At 63.5% G+C, this 18,512-nt stretch carries 17 protein-coding genes; 7 read left to right on the top strand and 10 right to left on the bottom strand.

Translation table 11 applies throughout. The features are described 5' to 3' along the window. Positions 1-17 precede the first annotated feature (17 nt). From flgE to flgB, 4 genes are all read right to left on the bottom strand, one after another. Positions 18-1,226 carry a flagellar hook protein FlgE gene (gene flgE / locus R2676_RS11290; RefSeq protein ID WP_206274662.1) on the bottom strand — a complete coding sequence of 403 codons (1,209 nt, stop codon included), beginning with the start codon at positions 1,224-1,226 and terminating at the stop codon, positions 18-20. Positions 1,227-1,280: 54 nt separating this feature from the next. Then, positions 1,281-1,937 carry a flagellar hook assembly protein FlgD gene (locus R2676_RS11285; protein WP_206274661.1) on the bottom strand — a complete coding sequence of 219 codons (657 nt, stop codon included), beginning with the start codon at positions 1,935-1,937 and terminating at the stop codon, positions 1,281-1,283. A 27-nt stretch (positions 1,938-1,964) separates the two neighbouring features. Beyond that, a complete protein-coding gene (gene flgC, locus R2676_RS11280; protein ID WP_004631403.1) occupies positions 1,965-2,372 on the bottom strand; it encodes a flagellar basal body rod protein FlgC in 408 nt (135 codons plus the stop codon). A gap of 208 nt (positions 2,373-2,580) precedes the next feature. Further along, positions 2,581-3,036, bottom strand: a complete 456-nt coding sequence (gene flgB, locus R2676_RS11275; RefSeq protein ID WP_065855914.1) for a flagellar basal body rod protein FlgB — start codon at positions 3,034-3,036, stop codon at positions 2,581-2,583. Positions 3,037-3,465: 429 nt separating this feature from the next. On the opposite strand from flgB, the gene flgA reads away from it, so the two are divergent. From flgA to R2676_RS11255, 4 genes are all read left to right on the top strand, one after another. After that, positions 3,466-4,344, top strand: a complete 879-nt coding sequence (gene flgA, locus R2676_RS11270; protein ID WP_206274659.1) for a flagellar basal body P-ring formation chaperone FlgA — start codon at positions 3,466-3,468, stop codon at positions 4,342-4,344. Positions 4,345-4,465: 121 nt separating this feature from the next. Continuing rightward, on the top strand, positions 4,466-4,786 hold the full coding sequence (gene flgM / locus R2676_RS11265) for a flagellar biosynthesis anti-sigma factor FlgM (protein ID WP_206274658.1): 321 nt from the start codon (positions 4,466-4,468) through the stop codon (positions 4,784-4,786). 127 nt (positions 4,787-4,913) lie between these two features. Beyond that, on the top strand, positions 4,914-5,375 hold the full coding sequence (locus tag R2676_RS11260) for a flagella synthesis protein FlgN (protein WP_206274657.1): 462 nt from the start codon (positions 4,914-4,916) through the stop codon (positions 5,373-5,375). Between the two features lie 457 nt (positions 5,376-5,832). Continuing rightward, complete coding sequence (locus tag R2676_RS11255; protein ID WP_316857188.1) at positions 5,833-6,555, top strand: response regulator transcription factor; 723 nt, start codon at positions 5,833-5,835, stop codon at positions 6,553-6,555. Positions 6,556-6,678: 123 nt separating this feature from the next. Here R2676_RS11255 and R2676_RS11250 read toward each other — a convergent pair whose 3' ends face one another. The 3 genes from R2676_RS11250 to R2676_RS11240 all read right to left on the bottom strand — a co-directional run bounded on the left by R2676_RS11250 (position 6,679) and on the right by R2676_RS11240 (position 9,126). After that, entirely contained in the window at positions 6,679-7,740 is a 1,062-nt protein-coding gene (locus R2676_RS11250) for a porin (protein ID WP_027679856.1), read from the bottom strand. Positions 7,741-8,000: 260 nt separating this feature from the next. Further along, positions 8,001-8,729: a GntR family transcriptional regulator gene (locus R2676_RS11245; protein WP_102065424.1), complete on the bottom strand. Its 729-nt coding sequence runs from the start codon at positions 8,727-8,729 to the stop codon at positions 8,001-8,003. Between the two features lie 106 nt (positions 8,730-8,835). Then, a complete protein-coding gene (locus tag R2676_RS11240) occupies positions 8,836-9,126 on the bottom strand; it encodes an H-NS histone family protein (RefSeq protein ID WP_009240021.1) in 291 nt (96 codons plus the stop codon). Positions 9,127-9,585: 459 nt separating this feature from the next. Between R2676_RS11240 and R2676_RS11235 the strand changes: the two genes are divergently transcribed. Beyond that, positions 9,586-9,945 (top strand): hypothetical protein, encoded by a 360-nt coding sequence (locus tag R2676_RS11235; RefSeq protein ID WP_206274656.1) that lies wholly within the window; start codon positions 9,586-9,588, stop codon positions 9,943-9,945. Positions 9,946-10,082: 137 nt separating this feature from the next. Then, entirely contained in the window at positions 10,083-12,761 is a 2,679-nt protein-coding gene (locus tag R2676_RS11230; protein ID WP_316857190.1) for a putative bifunctional diguanylate cyclase/phosphodiesterase, read from the top strand. Between the two features lie 70 nt (positions 12,762-12,831). Here R2676_RS11230 and R2676_RS11225 read toward each other — a convergent pair whose 3' ends face one another. Next, a complete protein-coding gene (locus R2676_RS11225) occupies positions 12,832-13,035 on the bottom strand; it encodes a hypothetical protein (RefSeq protein WP_027679852.1) in 204 nt (67 codons plus the stop codon). Positions 13,036-13,916: 881 nt separating this feature from the next. Between R2676_RS11225 and R2676_RS11220 the strand changes: the two genes are divergently transcribed. Further along, positions 13,917-15,080 carry a GGDEF domain-containing protein gene (locus R2676_RS11220; RefSeq protein WP_206274654.1) on the top strand — a complete coding sequence of 388 codons (1,164 nt, stop codon included), beginning with the start codon at positions 13,917-13,919 and terminating at the stop codon, positions 15,078-15,080. A 602-nt stretch (positions 15,081-15,682) separates the two neighbouring features. On the opposite strand, the gene R2676_RS11215 is transcribed toward R2676_RS11220, so the two are convergent. Further along, the gene (locus tag R2676_RS11215; protein WP_206274653.1) at positions 15,683-16,408 is read right to left on the bottom strand and encodes an OmpW/AlkL family protein; all 726 of its coding nucleotides are present in this window, start codon (positions 16,406-16,408) and stop codon (positions 15,683-15,685) included. Positions 16,409-16,567: 159 nt separating this feature from the next. Then, positions 16,568-18,508, bottom strand: a complete 1,941-nt coding sequence (locus R2676_RS11210) for an acyl-CoA synthetase (protein ID WP_206274652.1) — start codon at positions 18,506-18,508, stop codon at positions 16,568-16,570. Positions 18,509-18,512: the final 4 nt, after the last annotated feature.

Raw genomic sequence — 18,512 nt, 5'->3', positions numbered from 1 at the left:
GCTTCAGGCAACAACAATTACAACGTCACCAGCGTCTGCAGAATGGTGTCCTGCGTCTTGATGGTCTGCGCGTTGGCTTGGTACGAACGCTGCGCAATGATCATGTTGACCAGCTCGGCAGACAGGTCCACGTTGGATTGCTCCACCGCCGACGACTGCAGCAGGCCGAACGACCCCATGCCCGGCGTGCCCAGGTTCGGCGCGCCCGAGTTGGACGTTTCCACCCACTGGTTGCCGCCGATGTTCTGCAGGCCTTCCGGCGCCTTGAAGTTGGCCATGGCGATCTGGCCCAGCGTCGAGGTGCGGCCGTTGGAGTAGCGCGCGGTGACGGTGCCATCGGTACCAACCGCGTAGCTAGCCAGGCGGCCGGTGGCGTAACCGTCTTGCGTCACGCCCGGGGCGGTGTCGTTGTAGCCGCCGCCGTACTGCGTGGTGCCCGTGAAATCCATGGTGGCAATGCTCATGCCGCCAAAGGCCACGTTGACCTTGCTGGGCGACGAGGTGAGCTGGCCGCTGCTGTTGAACGTGAGCGACGTCACCGGGTTGCCGCCCGTCGGGTTGTTGCCATCCACCTGCGAATACACGTCCCAGCCAGTGGCGGTGCGCACGTAGTAGTTGGTCAGCATGTGGGCCGTACCCGTGCCGTCGTAGACCTGTTCCGAAACGGAATGGTTGAACGTGGCCGAGTTGGTGGCCGAGAACGGCGTGGTGGTCGGCGCCGTGGCGGCGGCGTCCAGGTTCACACCGAATGCGGTGTTCGTGGTGGCCAGCGGGGCCAGGTCGTTGACGGGAATCTTCAGGTTGGTCAGCACGGCGGTGTTGACCTTGCCGGTGGAATCCACGCCGTAGCCGGTCAGGTTCTGGCCGGTGGCCGAGATGATGAAACCGTTCTTGTCGGTCTGGAACTGGCCGTTACGCGTGTACGACACCTGGCCGCTCGACGGGTCGACCATACGGTAGAAGCCCGTGCCGTTGATCGCGATGTCCAGCGGGTTGCCCGTGTTGGTCACATTACCCTGCGTGAACGACTGCGACACCTTGGTCACGCTCACGCCCTGGCCGATCTGGTTGTCGGACGCACCCACCAGCGAACGTGCGTACACGTCGCCAAATTCGGCGGTCGATTTCTTGTAGCCGACAGTGTTGGCGTTTGCAACGTTGCTGCCGATCACGTCGAGGTTGGCAGCGGCGGCGTCGAGACCGCTCAGGCCTTGCTGGAATCCCATAGTGTTCTCCCGTAGAAGATAAAAGCGCGGGGTCTGCCCGCAGTTGACCGGTGATTACTGAATCGATGCAACGTCGGACAGCTTGGCGGTTCCGCCAGACGCCAACGCCAGCTGCATCGTGCCGTTGTTGATCGTGACGCCGGCCACCTTGTCGGCGCCCAGCGCGTTTGCCGTGACGACCTTCCCACCCTGCGTGGCCGTCACCTTGATGGAATAGGCGCCGTCGGCAAGCTGGTTGCCCTTGTCGTCCTTGCCGTTCCAGGTGTAGTTGCCGCTGCCGGCCGTCATCTGGCCGAGGTCGACGGTGCGCACGGCAACGCCGGCGGCATTCGTGATCGTGACGACGACGTCGTCGGCGCCGTTGGGCACCGAGACGCCGAAGTTGGCAGCGCCCGAGGCCAGCGTCAGGTTGTTGGTCGGCACCTGCACCGTGCGGCCGATCATCGACGAAGCCTGCGTTGCGGCGTTCTGCGTGAGCATGCTCGACATCGTGGTGTTCAGCTGCTGGATGCCGTTCACAGTGTTGATCTGCGCAAGCTGCGAGGTCATCTGCGAGTTGTCCATCGGGTTGAGCGGATCCTGGTTCTTCAACTGCGCCACGAGCAGTTGCATGAACGTGTTCTGCAGGTCGCTGCCCTTGGTGATGGCAAGCTGGTTGCCGGAGGTCGTGCCCGCGGTGCTGGTCGTGTTGGTCGTTGAGCTGACGGTCATGTTCGTGTCTCGCTAGGAAGGTGCCGCTTACTGGCCCAGGGTCAGAGCCTTGGAGGCCATCGTCTTGGTGGTGTTGGCGACTTCGACGTTGGCCTGGTACGAGCGCGACGCAGAAATCATGTTGACCATTTCGTCCACCACATCGACGTTCGGCATGGTCACGTAGCCGTCGGCATCGGCCAGCGGGTTGCCCGGCTGGTGCATGCGCTTCATGGGGGTGACAGTGTCTTCCACCACGCGGTCGACCGACACGCCGGTGGCGTAGTCGTCAGACTCCTGCGCGGGCGAGAACACCACCTGCTTGGCGCGATACGCCTTGCCGTCCGGGCCCGTCACGCTTTCGGCGTTGGCCAGGTTGGAGGCGACCACGTTCATGCGCTTGGACTGCGCGGTGAGCGCGCTGCCAGCTACATCCATCACCTTGAATAGCGACATGTTGATTCCGATGTCTTCAAACACTGTTGCCGGCATGACTGCCGGACCGATCCGGTGTTCTGTATGGCGGCTTGCTCCGGACCGAACTTTCCCGGCCCGGAGCGCCACACAGTTCCCGCCCCTCTTTCGCCGCGCGTGATCGCTGCGCGGTCGTCTTAATGCCTGTCTGCTGCTCTTGCTGCTCTTGCTGCTGTTGCTACATCGCGCGCTAGCTGTTCTGAATGGCCGCCAGCATCGACTTGATCTTCTGCGTCACGATGCTCAGATCGGCCTCGTAGCGCACGGTGTTGTCGGCAAAGCGCATGCGCTCACCATCCATGTCGACCGTGTTGCCGTCGATGGACGGCTGCTGCGACGTGCGGTACTGCACTTCGCCCTGCAGCGCCTTGGTCTGCTGCGACAGCGACGCCTGCATCAGCGACACATCGCCGGCCGGCGCGCCATCCACGCTCAGGTGGCCCGCAGCCGTTGCCGTCATCGGCAGGCTGTTACCGCCTTGCTGGCCGACCGCCTTCTGCAGCGCCGACTGAAAATCGAAGTCGCGCGCCTTGTAGTTGGGCGTATCGGCGTTGGCGATGTTCGAGGCCAGAATCTGGTGGCGCTGCGAGCGCAGGTGCAGCGCCTGCTCCTGAAAACCGAACAACTGATCCAGCTTGTCGACCATGTCTGTCATTCCTTGCGCGTGGCGTCCTGGTGATTACAGCCACCCGCCGGGGTTGCGTTCTGTCTTGCGTTTGCGTTTGCGTATTGCGCGTTCCCTTGGGCAGGAGAACCCGGCATCAGCGGCCCCTTCAAAACCGCCGATGCCGTCTCCAAAACCGCTGAACCGCTTGTCTTGCTGAGTTGCCGTCATGCAGCCTCAATGGAAAAGACCTGTCTGCGAATCCGGTGTCTGGCCGGGAAACCGATCCACCGGGGCAGGCTGCACGGCCAGGAACCGCGCAACGCCAGGGACTTCACCACGTTGCAAAGTCTAGGGGCCGGTGTGCAAGACCATTCGTTGGAATAAGGGGGGGATTGGCCGACATTTCCGCATTTGGCCCTCGCGCACGCGTGGCTACACTTCACCGGACTTTTGATGAAGGGGCTTTCCATGTCCACGCGGTTTGCACGCAGCACGCACCACCCGATCCGACCTGTCACTGCGGCCCTGCCGCTGGCGGGGCGTCAGCGCAAGCTGCTGCTGATCCTGGCGCTGGGCCTGCTGGCCAGCCTCGTGCACCCGATCCTGGCGCACGCCCAGGGCATGATGCGCGTCGGCTATCCGCCGGCCGCTGCCAACGCGCCCATGCCTGCCCAAGCCGCGCAACAGCCGCAAGCCACGACCATCCAGGGGCCGAACGCCATCCAGATGCAGATTCAGCAACAGCTGCAGTCGCAACTGGACATCCTGGGCGGCACGAACGAGACGGGTGCGCCACGTGCCTCCGTGGAAGTCGGCCCTATTGACCCGCGCGTGGCCAACCAGCCCTGCGACCAGATCGACCTGATGCTGCCGGCGGCCAACCGCCTGCGCGGCCGTATACAAGTGGGCGTGCGCTGCCGCTCGCCGCATGCCTGGGCGGCCTGGGTGCCGGCCACGATCCAGATCACGGGGACGTACTACGTCGCTTCCCACCCGTTGCCGCCCGGCAAGACGCTCGATATGGGTGATCTGGAGGCCCGTACCGGCGATCTCTCCACGCTGCCGGCGTCGGTCGTGCAGCAGCCGGCCGATGTAGTGGGGCGTGTACTGCTCACGAGCGTGGCCGCCAACCAGCCGCTGCGTGCCGAAAGCCTGCGCCTGCCCGTTGCGGTGCAGGCTGGCCAGACCGTCAAGATCGTCGCCGAGGGCGGCGGCTTCCAGGTCAGCAGCGACGGCCGGGCCTTGAACCAGGCCGCCGTGGGCCAGGTGGCGCAGGTGCGCACCGCCAACGGCAATGTCGTCTCGGGCATTGCACAGTCCGCCGGCGTCGTGGCGATCCAGTTTTAGACCAGATTGATAACGGCGGATCACTTTTCTATTGTGATGCGTGATCGATACCTGCCGCTAAAGTTTGGGCCGGGGTTGGCCGATATGGGTGTTAGGATGAACGCGCTCTTCGGAGACACCCGTGAAAATCAACCATATCGTGAACAACACGCCGGCCGTTGCGCCGACCAAGGACGCTGCGTCCGGGTCGACGCGCGCGACCGGCTCGACCCCCGCCGCTACGACGGCTTCCGGCACCACGCGCCACACCAGCGATTCGCCGTCGCTGTCGGTCCAACAAGTCTCGCGCCAAGTGGGCAGCGGCGACTTCGACGCCGCACGCGTCGAGCAGATCCGCAGTGCCATTCAGAACGGCACGCTGAAGATGGACGCCGGCAAGATCGCCGATGCGGCGCTTTCCGACGCGCAATCGCTGCTCTCCACGCGCTCCAAGAAGGTCTGACGGGGGTTTCCCGTCGTCCGTCCCCTGTATTTTCTGACGCCGCCGGTCTGTTCGGACTCATCGCGGCGGGGCGGTGTGCCAGCCGGCGGCTGCCCAAGCTTCCAAGACTGAGCCTGAGGTAGTCACCATGGACAACACACTGCTGATCCGCACCCTTGCCGACGAGCAGGAGCTGCTGCGCGCAGCCACCCTCACCCTGGATGCCGAAGCGCAGGCGTTGCGCGATGGCGACATGGCCGAACTCGAGCGCGTCACCCAGACCAAGCAAAAACAGCTCGCCGCCCTGGGCGAAGCCGACCGTGATCGCCGTCTGTGGTGGGCCCAGCACGGCGGTGCCGATCCGTACGGGCTGGTCAAATACCTGCGCACCGACGAAACCGCCAGCCGCCTGTTCGACGAGAACCTCGCGCTGGCCCGCCTGCTGCGCCAGCGCAACATCGACAACGGCACCCTGATCGACCTGCGCCTGCGCGCCACGCAGAACGCGCTGTCCGTCCTGCATGCTGCCAACAACGGCGGCGGCACACCGTACGGCCGCGACGGCAAACAGCCGCTGTCGATGCCGCGCTTCTCGGTGGTCGCGCAATAAGCCACCAAAACACGCTTTTTGGGTACAAAAGCCGCGCTTTACGCTCACGTCAATGGGCGTGAAGTGGGGCTAGCTGCTGCCGTCTGATCCTGCTATCTATAGGGGGGTCTAGCACACCACCGATCGGGGTAAACAAAAAGGTTTACATCCCATTGATGGGTGCAACAAGCATGCTGGGGATTTATTCTGCGATTTTGGCGGAGTTAATCCTCCGCGCCTGGCGACATAAACAAGAAAAACCGGAAGGAAATTGCGCCTGAATGGCGTGCCAAGGTTTCGGCCCGGCGGCACCGTACTGCGGTGACTGCCGGTTGAACGGGGAAATATACCGAGACCGCGCGCCAAAAGCATTTCCAAGGGCACGGCTGCATTGATTTTGGACCACAAGTTCAAATAGACGCGGCAACAGGCTGATTCCGGAAATGGACAAACAAACCATAACCAGACAGGCGGCGCAGTGAAATCAATCGTAGTGGAGGCACACCCTTTGGTGCGTGCCGGCGCAACCCATGTGTTGCAATCTCTGCCGGCCATTACCGAGGTGGTCAGCGTGGAGCCGGACGAAGCCCTCTTTGAGAATCTCGCGGCGCATGCGGACGCCGAATTGGCCCTGATCGGCCTGCCCTTGCCGGGCATCGACGATCTGCCCGCCCTCTCGCGGCTGTTGCAACAGCCACATCCCCGACATGTTGCCGTGCTCGGTGAAACCGATTCCGCCGCGCATGTGCGCACGCTGATGCAATTGAATGTCTCGGCCTATCTGCTGAAGAGCTATTCCGGCAAATTGATTGCGGCGGCATTGGAATTGGTGCTCGCCGGCGGCCGTTATGTGCCGGCGTCGATTGTGCTGACAAGGCCCGAAGCCATTGCAGCAGGTTCGTCCGGCTCAAATGGTAATGACGATTGCGCCTTGCTCGGCCTGACGCAGCGTCAATATGAAATTCTCGTCTTGCTGTCACGCGGGCATCCGGTCAAAACCATCAGCCGCATGCTGAGCATTTCCGAGGCGACAACGAAGGCGCATATCAACGCGCTGTATCGCCGATTGGAGGTGCGCAGCCGCACCGAGGCCGTCTTCGTGGCCACGCAGCGCGGCGCCATGCTGCTGAATCAGCCGAACATTGGGGCAGAGTCCTCTTCGCCCCCCTCACCGCCGCTGCGCCTGGCCCGCACGGGCTGACCCTCCGCCCTCACCCGTCTTCCGCACAACAAAAAACGGCGCCCGAAATTCGGACGCCGTTGCAAATGGCCGCCCACGCTGTCGAAACGCGGGCGGTGACAAGGAAAGCAGAACGCGAAAGGCTTAGAACTTTGCGCGGATGCCTACGCCGAAGGTGTCGGCCGTGGACAGGTCCGACACTTTGTCGCGGAAATACGCCGCATACACATCGGTGCGCTTGGACAGCGAATAGTCGTAACCGACCGCCCAGGTGTTGCGCTTCACGTCGGCCGCACCCGAGGTCTTCGTGTACGCGTACGACGCCAGGATGCTGCCCGGGCCCACGGGAATCGACACGCCCAGCTGGCCGCCGTTGCTCTTGGCGTCGCCGGTGCTGATCGTGTTCTTGATGTACTGGTATTGGCCGTACAGCTTGACCACGCCAAAGTCATACGTCGCACCCAGCTGCCCCGCCGTCTGGCGCGCAAAGCCCGCCACCAGGCTGTTCAGATCGCCCGGCGCGCCGTCGTAGCGCACCTGCTGGAACGCCGCCGTGGCCGCAAAATTGCCGCGGAAGAACAGCAGGCTGCCGCCCCACTTGTTCTGACCGTTGTGGCCGGCTTGCTCGCCAGCGCCGTAGATCAGGGTGCCCGTCAGGCCGCCCATGTCCGGCGTGGAATACATGATCGAGTTATCCCAGCCCGAATCGCCTACCAGGCCCGAGATGCCTGCTGCGCCCGAACGGCCGTTGCCGAGGTAGGTGTGGAACACCATCGGCGAGAACGTGTACGAATCGATGAACGGGTTAAACAGGATCGTCGAAACGAAGTACGGCGGCGTGTTGCGGCCCAGCTTGATCGAGCCCCAGCTATTCGACTGCAGGCCGACAAACGAATTACGTGCGAAGAAGTGGTCGCCGTCAAAACGGCCGGACTTGCCCGTATCGGGGCGGAAGAACGCTTCGAGCGTGAAGATCGCCTTCAGGCCGTTGCCCAGATCCTCGCTGCCCTTGAGGCCCCAGTACGACGTCGACATGCCGCCCGAATTGACACCCCAGGCGCGGTCCTGGCCCAGGTTCTTGGTGGCGCCCGCCCAGGCGTCCACCTGGCCGTACAGCGTCACAGACGATTGGGCCTGCGCTGCGCCTGCGGTCAAACCGGCGGCGGCAGCCAGCACGGCCAGCGAAAAACGTCGCTTGAGTTGCATTGTTGAGTTCTCCCTCTTGTGGTTCCGTTGTGTTGAATCGACTGAATCAGCGTGGAGGCGGCAGGTGGCTCAACCCGCCGCCGCTGAGATGGCGCCGTGAATGCAACTGCCGTGCCAATACGCCGTCGGCAAAGCGTCGCTTCACAAATGAATGTGTTTTCTCGGGAAGGGGCGCAGACTAGCTTGAATACCCCAGGCGGACAAGTCCCCATTGCAGGGTGTGTGGCGCCGTTTCTGCACCGGTCTGGCGCAGTGCGCTTTCAGTCGTTTTGAAGCACGCGGATATCGACTTCGCGCGTATAACGCTCGGGCGAAAAATCGCAGTACGTGAGGGAAATGGGCGTGTCCGCGACGCTGTAACCGATGCGCCGCACGCGCACCAGCGGCACGCCCGCATCCACACCCAGCTGTGCGGCCTGGTGGGCATCGGCCACACACGCCAGGGGCGCCTCGCGCGAGCGGGCGATCGTCAGGTTGGCACGCTGGAAGACCTGCACGAACAGGCGATCCTCAAAGTCGCGCGCCTCGAGCATCGCCGCCAGCCGCGACGTCAGCCAGGTACGCAGCAGCATGATGGGCTGCCCCTCGACCTGGGCACGGCGCTCCACAAATGCCACCTGCGCGCCTACCGCCAGGTCGAGTGCGGCCGCCACGGTCGCGTCCGCCGCTTCCAGTCGAAAAGCACTGACCGTATAGACAGCGCCCGGCACATATTCCAGCGCCGCATCGGACTGGCCCGGCGCGTACAGCACCGGCCGATGCGGCCCCACGCGATCGAGCACCACGCTGCGCTGCCCCCGCGAGCGCTTGAGCAGACCACGCGCCGCCAGCTCGTTCAGCGTGCGGCGCGCCGTCAAACGGGATACGCCGTAGCGTTGGGCGACTTCGTTCTCGCTGGGCGCGATGCTGCCGGCCGGCAGCGCTCCGTGCAGGATGTCGAGCCGAATGCGATCGGCCAGTTCGAGGTATTTGGGCAGGCGGGGCGTCATGCCGTCGTTATACAGGAACGATCATCGCGTGCCGCAATGCAAATGGCCCACCGGGCAGGTGGGCCATTTGCATTGCGGCACTTGCGCGTCAGGCAGGGCCGACAGATCAGGCGATCAGGAATTTATCGCGGTTCTTGCCAATCCAGGCCGGGGCACGGCCGCGGCCGGACCACGTCGCGCCCGTCTTCGGGTCGCGATACTTGGCCGGCACCGGAGCCTTGGCACCGGCACGACGGCCACGACGCTGGGCCAGGCCCAGGTCTTCAGCCGTCAGGCCATATTCGGCAACCGTCTGGCGCACTTGCTGGATCACCGCTTCCAGCTCCTTGGCGCGCGCAGTTTCGATCTGCTCTTCCAGTTTGGCCTTTTGTGCAATCAATTCCTTGTATGTCGCCATAGGGGCTCCCGATAAAGTCTGGTGTGAAATCTGGTGCGAACCAGATATTAGATCAATTGTATTCATAACTGAAATCAAATTTCAATATTTTTGATCGAGGCCCTTCAAAGAACACCACTCCGCCAAGAATCAACTTGTGGCACGCCCGATGCTCAGTTTCAACCGGAAAGTCAGATTGACGCCTCGGATTAGCGTACGAGATCATTCAAGCTACAAGCACGTATCGCATTGCTTTTCAGTGCCACCACCATAGCAAGCGCTACCGGGTCCCGCAATTCTGGTTTTTTCCCCGGGCGGCAGTCTGCAGCAGTCCAGCAAACGCAATACCGATTCATCCGCACGGCGCCGCGTGCCGGCACGCCATCGCACCGCGATTGCAGCGATGCGGCATGTCCATTTGGCCCGACGGTAAAACGATTCAAAACAGCACACCCTTGGTTGCAGTTGGATGAGACAACAATGAATTCGCTCTTGCCGCGTCGTTTTTACTATCTGCTTTTGCTCTTTGGCCTGCTGGCAGGCACCCTGTTTGCCGCCGCGACTTTCTTCTTTCCGGAACGTTCGATCGAACGGATCAGCGCCTATTTCATCCTGACAATGGGAACATGCGTTTTGATGTGTGCAATCGGGCTGACGCTGGCGCATCGCTGGATGGATCAGCATTTCGCCGCGCGGGAAAGTCAACATGGCGCCAGTACTGAATTTCCACCGCCGCAGGCCTCGGCATCCGAGCCACCCGTTTTGAAACCCGCGCTACAAACAGACAACGGCGCGGCTGACAAAACGAAATCAGAATGTGTTGTATCGACCACAAACTAGACTTTGCGCCGCGCACGACTTTTGCGCATCATGAAGAGCATTGCCCCCGACTTCCGGCAGCCGGCGCGTTTTTGCTTCCCTCGCCCGAAGTCCCTGCTTAAAGAGATGACCGGGAATACCTCAGGTTGGAGCGCGGGATGCAAGACGAAATTTCCTACCCGTTGTCGGCACAAAGCCTTCCGGTTCCGCTCTATGTGGTGCTCGAAGGCCGCATCGTCTTTGCCAATGCCGCAGGCGTTTGCATGGTGCGGGCGCTGTCTGCCGATCAACTGCTGGGCGAGCCCTTCTCGCGCTTCTTCCAGGATGTGCCTGCGTGGCTGGGGCGGCCTACCGAAGAAGACGCCGACGCCATGCCGTCAGACGGGCGGGGCATCCCGGCGGCGCAGCTCGTCGCAGCCATCTCCGCCGGCGAACCCCACGAGGTTGTCAGCGTCCGCCTGACAGTCACGCCGACCCGCTTTGACGGATTGCCCGCGCAGCAGGTCGTCGTACACGGGTTGCCGCTGCCGCTCGATGCGCAGCTGCCGGGCAAGGCCGGCGAGCGCATGCTGAGCGCCGACGCCATCGGTGCCGCGTTGCCGCACGAGCATCTCGATCATCTGCTTTCCACGCTGCCTTCCGCCGCGACGCTGGGCGAGCGGCTGCATGCTGCGTTGCGCGCGCTCGAAGCCGCCTTGCCATCGGCGTTGTGTGTGGTGGTGCGTGTCGTTTCCGGCCGGGCGCGGCTCTATGGCACCCAGCGTGCCCGCGCGCAGTTGGCGCTGCAGGACGACCATGCCGCGCATTTGTCGGCCGCGGCGCAGGGCGAAGTCGATATCGGGCTCGCCCGCATCGCACCGTTGCTCAATGAGCTGGCGCCGATCGAACTGGTTCGCGAGGCCAATGCGCCCGCTGCGTTGCGCGACGCGCTGACCCGCGTGTTGGACACCGCGCAGCCGGCATGGCTGTGCCGCATCCCGGCCCAGCATGGCGGCATGGCGGTCGCCGATGACCTCCTCTGCCTCTTCTTCGCCACCGCCGATGCTGCCACCCCGCCCGACGACGCGGCGTTGCGCGCAGAGTGCGGCCGCTATATCGCCGCGCTGGTCAAGCTGCTGCGCCTGGAAAACGAATATCGCCAGACCCGCGAGTTGCGCGATCAGTATCGGCTGGTCGTCAACCATCTGAGCGAGGGCGTGCTGACGCTGTCCACCGATGGCCGTGTGCTGTCGTACAACCGGAGTGCGGCCGAGATCCTTCGCATGTCGGGGGCCTCCTGGAAAGGCCGACCGCGCGCGGCGCTGAGCGACATGATGTTGGGCGAAGACGGCGCGATCCTGCCGCGCGCCGCATGGCCTTCCACGCTGGCTGCGCGCACGGGGCGCGCCATCAGCAACGTCGTGGTGGGCGTGCCGGCAGGCAATGGCCAGATCGTGTGGCTGCGCGAATCGGTGCTGCCGATGTTCTCGCCGGACAGCGCATCTCCGCACGCGGTGCTGGTCATCTTTACCGACATCACGGCCGAGCGCTCCGCCTACGAGCAACTGCGCCTGCTGGAAACCAAGGATTCGCTCACGGGGCTGCCCAATCGCGCGGCGTTCATCGAGCGGCTCGATGCGCGGCTGGCGCTGCCCTCCACTGGGGAATCGGCGCTGCTGTATATCGGGCTGGACCACTTCAAGACCGTGAACGAAGCGATCGGCCACCACATGGGCAACCAGGTGCTGAACACCGCGGCGCAGCGCATCCGTGCCCAGGCGGGCCAGCGTGCGTTGCTGGCCCGCCTGGGCGGCGACCAGTTCTGCGTGGCCATCGACGATCCGAACGCCGCCGACACGCTCGCGCAACAGGTGCTCGACGCGCTGGCCCGCCCCTTTACCGGCGGCGACCGCGAAGTGCATCTGTCGGCCAGCATCGGCGTGGCGGCCTACCCGGAAGACGGCGACGATGCGGCCACGCTCGTCAGCCATGCCGAAGCCGCCATGTACCGCGCCAAGGAAAGCGGCCGCAATCGCATCGCCCGTTATTCGCGCGCGCTGGAAACGCAGATGCTGCGCCGCTTCACCCTCAACGAGCGCATGCGGCGCGCGCTGGGGCGCGGTCAGGTGCGGCTCGTGTATCAGCCCAAGTACGCGCTGCATTCAGGCGAGCTTGTGGCGGTTGAAGCGCTGATGCGATGGTCCGACCCCGAGCTGGGCGCCGTGTCACCGAGCGAGTTCATCGACGTGGCGGAAGAGTCCGGCTACATCCTCGAACTCGGCCGCTGGGCGCTCATGCAGGCCTGCGCGCAGGGCGAAGCATGGGCGCGCAAGTTCGGCTTCACGGGGCGCATGGCGGTGAATGTGTCCGCGCGGCAATGCGATGCCGGCGTGATCGAGCGCGACGTTGACGAGGCGCTCAAGGCCTCGGGCATGGCGCCCGGCCGGCTGGAGCTGGAATTGACCGAAAGCGTACTGCTGGCCGACCGTCAATCGACACAGCGGCTGCTGATGAGCCTGGCCGCACGGGGCGTGCGCATCTCGCTCGATGATTTCGGCATCGGGTTCTCATCGCTGTCGTATCTGCGCAGCTTGCCGATCCACAACATCAAGATCGATCGATCGTTCATCAGCGGCGTGCCTGGGGTGGCCGACTGCGTTGCGCTCACCAAGACGATCATCGCGATGGCCCGCGCGCTGAACATGACCGTCACGGCCGAAGGTGTGGAAACGCCCGAGCAAACGGCCTTCCTGACGGCGCATGCGTGCGACGAAGTGCAGGGCTTTCTGTTTGGGCGCCCGCTGGAGGTGTCGGCCGTGGAAGACCTGCTGCGCACGCGAAGCCGCGCACAGGCATAAAAAAACGGACCCAAAGGTTTGACCTCGGGTCCGTTTCTTTTTGGGGCTCGACGCGCAGGTCGAACCGAAATCAACGCGTCGATACGTTGCCCACCAAGCCGCCCAGTGCGGCACCGCCCAGCGTGGCACCGGGGCCGCCAATCAGCGCAGCGCCGGCCAGCCCGCCCACACCCGCACCGATGGCGGTATTGCGTTGACGTGCCGTCATGTCGGCACAGCCGGTTGCGCTCAGCAAGGTGGCACCGGCCAGCAGAATCGTCAGTACCCGAACCATGTTTTTCTCCTTGAATGCGTCGGTCGCGATCAGCAATCGCGTATCGGGAGTGTGGTCAACGGGTGCGCGACATGCTGTTTCAAGTTGTAATCAATCGTTGCAATGTGCAGCGCCGGGGCGGCTGAGCAGCCGTGCCGCATTCGCAAGCAGCGCCGACCGAAAGCCGTCGCCACGCGGCTCGGATGGTGTTTCCCACAGACTTATCCACATGTTCTGTGCATAACCCGCCCGGTCTGCCAAGACCCAAGTCACAAAAGGACTTGACGGGTGTGGGCAAACATGCAGATCACATGAAACCGGTGCACCCGCACAAAGTTATCCACATCGGACGACGCTGTTACAGCGTGCAACAAACCCTTTTCCGTCAATTGGTTGCGGTGGGTTTTGCAAGCGGTGTGCGCGTTGCTGTGGACAAGTGGGGGGCGGCTGGCGGCGCCCTTGTGAAGCGAGCGATTCGTTGCCGCTCGGCATGCACGGATTGACCATCGCCCCGGCGATGCCAACGTAGCCGCGCCCGTTCACTGCCGTCATCTCACTTCGCCCAGTCCAGACCGTCGTATCGCAATCGTAGGCACTGCGTCGGTGCTTCAACGCAGTGCAACCGGGGAACATTCTTCCGTTGCGCTAATGCAGTCGAATGTATGACGCCGAGCGGCACAGCATATTTCCGAAAAAGAGCCTTAAGAGGCCCAAACATTCGCCGATAAGACTATGTTGTGGCGAATATCCTTGCGCGGCCAGGCCCTCCCGTTTCGCAGCGGTATTTAAGCGCCATCCCTTTCACAGCAGTGCAAGCTGCCGATCTGGTTCAGTCGGGCGGCAATTTCAATTGATCCCGTACGCCTACTAGCGCCGTCCATTCCTGCCATCCGTCCGATTTCATGCTCAATCCTGATGTCCTGATAGGTATCGTGATGGTGTCTTGCATGATGAGCGTCGCCATCCTGGGGTCGCTGCTTCGGACAGCGGTGCCCGGTATCGCTCGGTGGTGTTTGGCTCATGGGCTATTGGCAATCGCATCCGCCTCGGTATTGATTGCCGGTACCCCGCCCAAGCAGGCCGTCACACTTTGCGCTGGACTGATTACGCTGACCGCCGTGCTGTTGCTCGTACACGGCATGCGTCAGTTCTTCGGCAAAGCGCCCGGGCGGCGGATCGAAACCTGTGCGTTCGTCATGGCCGCCGCTGCGCTGGTCTACCTGACGACCCAAACGCAAAACACCGCTGCGAGGATCGGCGTCCTGTCCTTGATCCTCGCCTATGGGCGAATCACCGTTGGAACCTTGGCCTTGCGCCACGCGCCCCCGGATGGCGCGCGTTACCCATATCGATTTGTTGCGGCGGCCGCGTATCTGGGCGCGCTATTCCACCTCACGCGAGCGATTGCCATCGCTTTCGGTATGCCGCAAACGCCTTTTCTCCAACCATCTGCCTGGAACGTTCTTTCTCTCGGACTGGCAATCGTCACGTTGCCGTGCCTGTCGACAGGCATGGTGATGCTCGCGCACGATCAACTCGCCCGGCGGATGGAGCAGCTCGCGAATATTGACGAACTTACGGGCGTACTGATGCGGCGCGCGTTCATGGCAAGGGCCACCGACTTGCTTCACAAAGCGGTGGCAGGCGGGAAACCGCTGTCGATTGCCGTCCTGGACATCGATAAGTTCAAAGCCGTCAACGACGACTTCGGCCACGCGGTGGGGGACCGCATCCTCACGCACGTCACGTCGGTTGTTTCCACGCGGCTGAAGCCGGGGGACCTTTTCGGCCGCCTCGGTGGCGAGGAGTTTGCGATTGTGTTGGTCGATACCGGAAAGACCGCCGCTGCGGCCGTGATGGATGAACTCCGGCTTGCGGTCGAGCAATCGCCAAGAGAAGGTGTGCGGTGCACCTTCAGCGCGGGCATTGAATGCGTCATGCCCGGAGACACGTTGGCCGGCACCCTCGGTCGCGCCGATGCAGCGCTCTATGTGGCGAAGGCGAAAGGGCGTAATCGGGTCGTCATGGCCTCGGAGGTCGACGTGCCTGAAGTGGTAACGCAGTGACTCTCCGAACAAATCCCCCTCGAGCACCGGTCGCCCACAGGCAAACGTCAGCCTGAAACCGCCGTGCCCGAGCCCTTGACGCCGGAACATGCCCCTCCAACATCCGGCATCGACCCTCAGCGGGTGGAAGACGCACCTCAAACACTCGCCTTCCGCTCTTCAAGCTCGAGATTTTCGACCTCCGACAGCCGCCTTCGAGCCTCGGACGGTGGCGCTTCAGCCTCAACAGGTCAACGTCGAGTCTTTGACGGCGAAGCTCGGCCCTCGAAGCTCCGATGGGTCGGATGTTTTTGGGCCGCGTTCGGGCCTCTGAGGGCCGCGCGCCACTGTTTGACGGTGGCGCGCCGGTGTTGGACTGTCGACATCGGAGGTTTGACATCGGCATACGCGCCCAACACCGTCGCGCTCGGCGCTCTGAAAGAAGACGACGTGGCGCGACGGGCCCGGTTCGCCGCTGCCGGCCCGGCGCATTCCCGCGTCGAGGCGGAATGCCAACCCGCAAGGTGGGCGCCCGACGCATGCCTGCATTCCCGTTACCTCCGGGTCAGCCGTGGAAGGCGTATGGCTCCCGTGCCGCATGCCTTTTGCGCCCTTCCCCCGTTTTAGAACCGATACCCCACCGACAGAAAGCTCGCCAACGGGTTGATCCGCACCTTCGTCGTCGTTGTCACGGTGCCCACGGGCGCTTGCGTCGTCAGCGTGGTCTTGGTGGATAGCCACATATACGACACCGATGCGCCGATCGACCAATGTGCGTCGAGGTTGTACGTCAACCCGGCATTGACGAGAGGCGCGAACGACTTGCTGAGCGATGCCGTGGTCGGGCCGACCAGCATGGAGCCCGTGGTTGGCGAGGCGAGAATCTGCCCCGTTGCCAGCGGCCGGCTCAACTCGATGTCCCGATACCAGACATAGGCCAGCCCCGCACCAAGATACGGCCTGAGGCGCGCATCCGGTTCGCCAAAGTGGTATTGCAGTTGCGCGGCCGGGCTCCAAGCCCGTGCGGTGCCCATTTCGCCGACCGCCGCCAGCGATCCGGTGCCGCGCAGGTGCAGCTTGGGCGGAATGCCGAACACCGTTTCCAGCGCTACATGGTCAGTGACGAAATACCGTGTGGTGAGCGCAAAGGTATTGGCATTGGCCAGCGTGGACCCGCTGCCGGGCACCACGGCAGATTGCCCGAGCGCATTTACCGTCAGCGGTTGGCTGGAATCCTGAGGGGCAAGATGCACCCAGCCCGCGTTGACGACCCACTGCCCTGCCGACTGCGCATGGGCGAGCGAGGTCGCCGCGAGCGACAAGAGCATTGCCGCGCGTGTGGTCTTCATGTTGTCTCCGTTTTTTTAATGTAGGGACTGCAACTGCTGGAATGCGCCGTGATGCGGCGCGGGGCACTTCACCCGCTCATGCGACATTGGATGCGACGGTGGGCGGGCGAGGAATTCCTCCTTCGTTTCGATGCGCCAAGTCGCTGGCGCCTCCGCACTTCAATTGACGGAAAAGGGAAATGGGAAACGTCCAAGCACTTCACGCGCGGTGGCAATCGATGCGCAGGCGTCGAGCTTGACCGACGCAACGAGACCTCTGGACTTGTCTTCCGCCACCTCCAGCGCCTCAAATGCGATGCCCGCATCCTGGAGCGCTGCAGACAGGGCATCACGCGTTTCACGGTGCTTGAGTGCCGGCTTGAAGATCTTGCCGACCGCGGTCAGGGGCATCGTTTCAATGATGTTGACCTGCCGGGGCAGCGCCGCACGTTCGGCAATTTCCGCCTTCAGGAAGGCGAGCAGGTCGGCTTCCGTGGCGGACGCACCGGCGCGCAATTGCACGTAGGCAACCGGCAACTCGCCCGCATGCACATCCGGGCGGCCGACGGCGGCAGCAATCTGCACGGCGGGGTGACGATGCAGCGGCGCTTCAATGGTCTGCGGATCGATGTTGTGGCCGCCGCGGATGATCAGCTCCTTCTTGCGGCCCGTGAGCCAGAAGTAGCCCTGATCATCCTGCCGAGCCAGGTCGCCGGTATTGAGCCACCGCCGGCCATCGCCCGTATCGATCCAGAGCCCCTCGTTCTGCGCGGCCTGGCGGTAGCCCGAAAAGACGTTGGGGCCCGACACCAGCACCACGCCCACCTCGTCTACCGCGCAATCCCGCAGGTACGCGCCCCCCTCGTCCAGCACGACGGTCTTCATCGGCTGCATGGGCACGCGCAGGCCGATGGAGCCAAGACGGCGCTCGCCCATGGGCGGGTTGACGCTGCTCACGCACGTCGCTTCGGTCAGCCCATAGCCTTCGAGAATCTTGATGCCGGTCTGCTCCTGGAAGCGGCGAAAGACCTCGACCGGCATGGGCGCGGCGCCGCAGAGGCCGTATTCGAGCGATCGCACATCGCGCTCGCCAACGGGCACCTGCAACAACGAAGCGTAGAGCGTCGGCACGCCGCTGAAGAAGTTCACGCGGTGGTGCTCAACGATCTCCCAGAAGCGCTGGATCACGCCGTCGCCGCGATAGCCTTGCGGCGTGCCAAGCACGACATGTGCGCCCCTGGAAAACGGCAGCAGCCCAGTCACCAGAACGCCGTTGACGTGGAACAGCGGCAAGCCGCAAAACACCACCTTGCCGGGGCCGATCCCGTCGCCTAGTACCTGCGCCGTGCTCCACGCGTTGGCGACTTCATTGCCATGCGTGCGCATCGCAATCTTCGGCAAGCCCGTGGTGCCGCCGGTGCAGAAGTACGACGACGCATCGTGTGCAGCAATGTGCCGTCGGCTGTCCAGGCCATCTGCACGCTGCGCCTGGATCGCGCTGTTGAAATCGTGGATGCGCACCCACACCGGGACGGCACCATGCACGCCCTGCGGGCCCAGCAAGCGCAGCGCTTCGTTCTTTTGGATCTGCGCAGCACATTGCGCCGCGCCATGCACGCGGTCGGCCAGGTTCACCAGCACCAGGTGCCGCAGGCTCTTGATGGCGGGCAAGTGCGGCTGCAACTTGACCCACGTATCGGTGCCCGGAAACGGTGCCAACGTGACCAGCACCGACGCACCGGCGGCATTGAGCAGCTCGGCCAGCGCGAGCCCTTCGAGCAGCGGATTGAACGCCGCGACAATGCCGGCCGCCTGGCCGCCCCAGATCACGAAATGTGTTTCCGGCAGGTTGGGCAGCACAAACGCGATCACGCTGTCTTTCTTGACGCCGATGCTGTCGAAGAAATTGGCCGTCTGCGTGATGCGTTCAAGAAGCGCCGCGTAGCTCCACGTCTGCGGGGTGCGGTGGTCATTGACGCTCAGAAAGAAGCTCAATGCCGGCGCCTGCGGATTCAAGCTGGCGCCGCGACGGATCATTTCGTAGGTGCTCGACGGAAGATCGAGCGGAAGCCCCTGCCCTTCCGCGGCTTCCACGTCCTGCAGGCTGGAAAAACCGGACATGGCG

It is taken from the genome of Ralstonia flatus (genome assembly GCF_958439105.1).
GTDB lineage: Bacteria > Pseudomonadota > Gammaproteobacteria > Burkholderiales > Burkholderiaceae > Ralstonia > Ralstonia flatus.
Note: the sequence above shows the minus strand (reverse complement) of the source record. Positions and strands in the feature narration are given on the sequence as shown.

Coding starts and splice junctions, on each gene's coding strand:
- flgE (WP_206274662.1), bottom strand. CDS start 1,226: ATGGGATTCCAGCAAGGCCTGAGCGGTCTCGACGCCGCCGCTGCCAAC.
- R2676_RS11285 (WP_206274661.1), bottom strand. CDS start 1,937: ATGACCGTCAGCTCAACGACCAACACGACCAGCACCGCGGGCACGACC.
- flgC (WP_004631403.1), bottom strand. CDS start 2,372: ATGTCGCTATTCAAGGTGATGGATGTAGCTGGCAGCGCGCTCACCGCG.
- flgB (WP_065855914.1), bottom strand. CDS start 3,036: ATGGTCGACAAGCTGGATCAGTTGTTCGGTTTTCAGGAGCAGGCGCTG.
- flgA (WP_206274659.1), top strand. CDS start 3,466: ATGTCCACGCGGTTTGCACGCAGCACGCACCACCCGATCCGACCTGTC.
- R2676_RS11260 (WP_206274657.1), top strand. CDS start 4,914: ATGGACAACACACTGCTGATCCGCACCCTTGCCGACGAGCAGGAGCTG.
- R2676_RS11250 (WP_027679856.1), bottom strand. CDS start 7,740: ATGCAACTCAAGCGACGTTTTTCGCTGGCCGTGCTGGCTGCCGCCGCC.
- R2676_RS11245 (WP_102065424.1), bottom strand. CDS start 8,729: ATGACGCCCCGCCTGCCCAAATACCTCGAACTGGCCGATCGCATTCGG.
- R2676_RS11240 (WP_009240021.1), bottom strand. CDS start 9,126: ATGGCGACATACAAGGAATTGATTGCACAAAAGGCCAAACTGGAAGAG.
- R2676_RS11235 (WP_206274656.1), top strand. CDS start 9,586: ATGAATTCGCTCTTGCCGCGTCGTTTTTACTATCTGCTTTTGCTCTTT.
- R2676_RS11230 (WP_316857190.1), top strand. CDS start 10,083: ATGCAAGACGAAATTTCCTACCCGTTGTCGGCACAAAGCCTTCCGGTT.
- R2676_RS11225 (WP_027679852.1), bottom strand. CDS start 13,035: ATGGTTCGGGTACTGACGATTCTGCTGGCCGGTGCCACCTTGCTGAGC.
- R2676_RS11220 (WP_206274654.1), top strand. CDS start 13,917: ATGCTCAATCCTGATGTCCTGATAGGTATCGTGATGGTGTCTTGCATG.
- R2676_RS11215 (WP_206274653.1), bottom strand. CDS start 16,408: ATGAAGACCACACGCGCGGCAATGCTCTTGTCGCTCGCGGCGACCTCG.
- R2676_RS11210 (WP_206274652.1), bottom strand. CDS start 18,508: ATGTCCGGTTTTTCCAGCCTGCAGGACGTGGAAGCCGCGGAAGGGCAG.